The organism is Mesorhizobium sp. M7A.F.Ca.CA.004.06.1.1 (assembly GCF_003999135.1).
Taxonomy (GTDB): domain Bacteria; phylum Pseudomonadota; class Alphaproteobacteria; order Rhizobiales; family Rhizobiaceae; genus Mesorhizobium.
The window spans coordinates 1-443 of record NZ_RZPQ01001455.1; the positions used below are offsets into that span (position 1 = coordinate 1).

The following is a 443-nucleotide window of genomic DNA, read 5'->3' on the forward strand; positions in this document are numbered from 1 at the left end:
GCCTGACATTGCCCGAAATGCCGAAGCGGCGCAGGCTGAGCCCCATGGCAAACAGCGCCACCGGACCGGCCGTATCGGCCAGCGCATCGACCAGGCGCATGGCGACATCAGGCAGCGGCGCACCCGTGATGCGCCATGCAAGGCCTGCCAGAATGCCGATGATCAACGGATTCATGAAAAGCCGCCTGAGGAAGCTACGGATAACGCGCAAGGGATGCACGGGTTCGCCGCTGCCGCGGCCGAAGACTTCGAACAACACGATCGAGGCCATCAGCATGATCGGCAGATGCACGGAGACCAGCAGCGACAGCACTTCGAAGCCGCTCGGGCCGAAGATGCCAAGAATGAAGGGAACGCCGAGCAGCACGATATTGGAAAAGGCGGACGAAACCCCGCCGACGACGCCGGCGCGGGCATCCCTGCCGAAGATACGGGTGGTGACC

General features: G+C 63.7%; 1 protein-coding gene. It reads right to left on the bottom strand.

The genetic code is table 11. From position 1 onward, the window contains the following. The coding region (locus EN906_RS36900) for an AEC family transporter (protein WP_206529305.1) at positions 1–443 on the bottom strand (443 nt) is incomplete at both ends.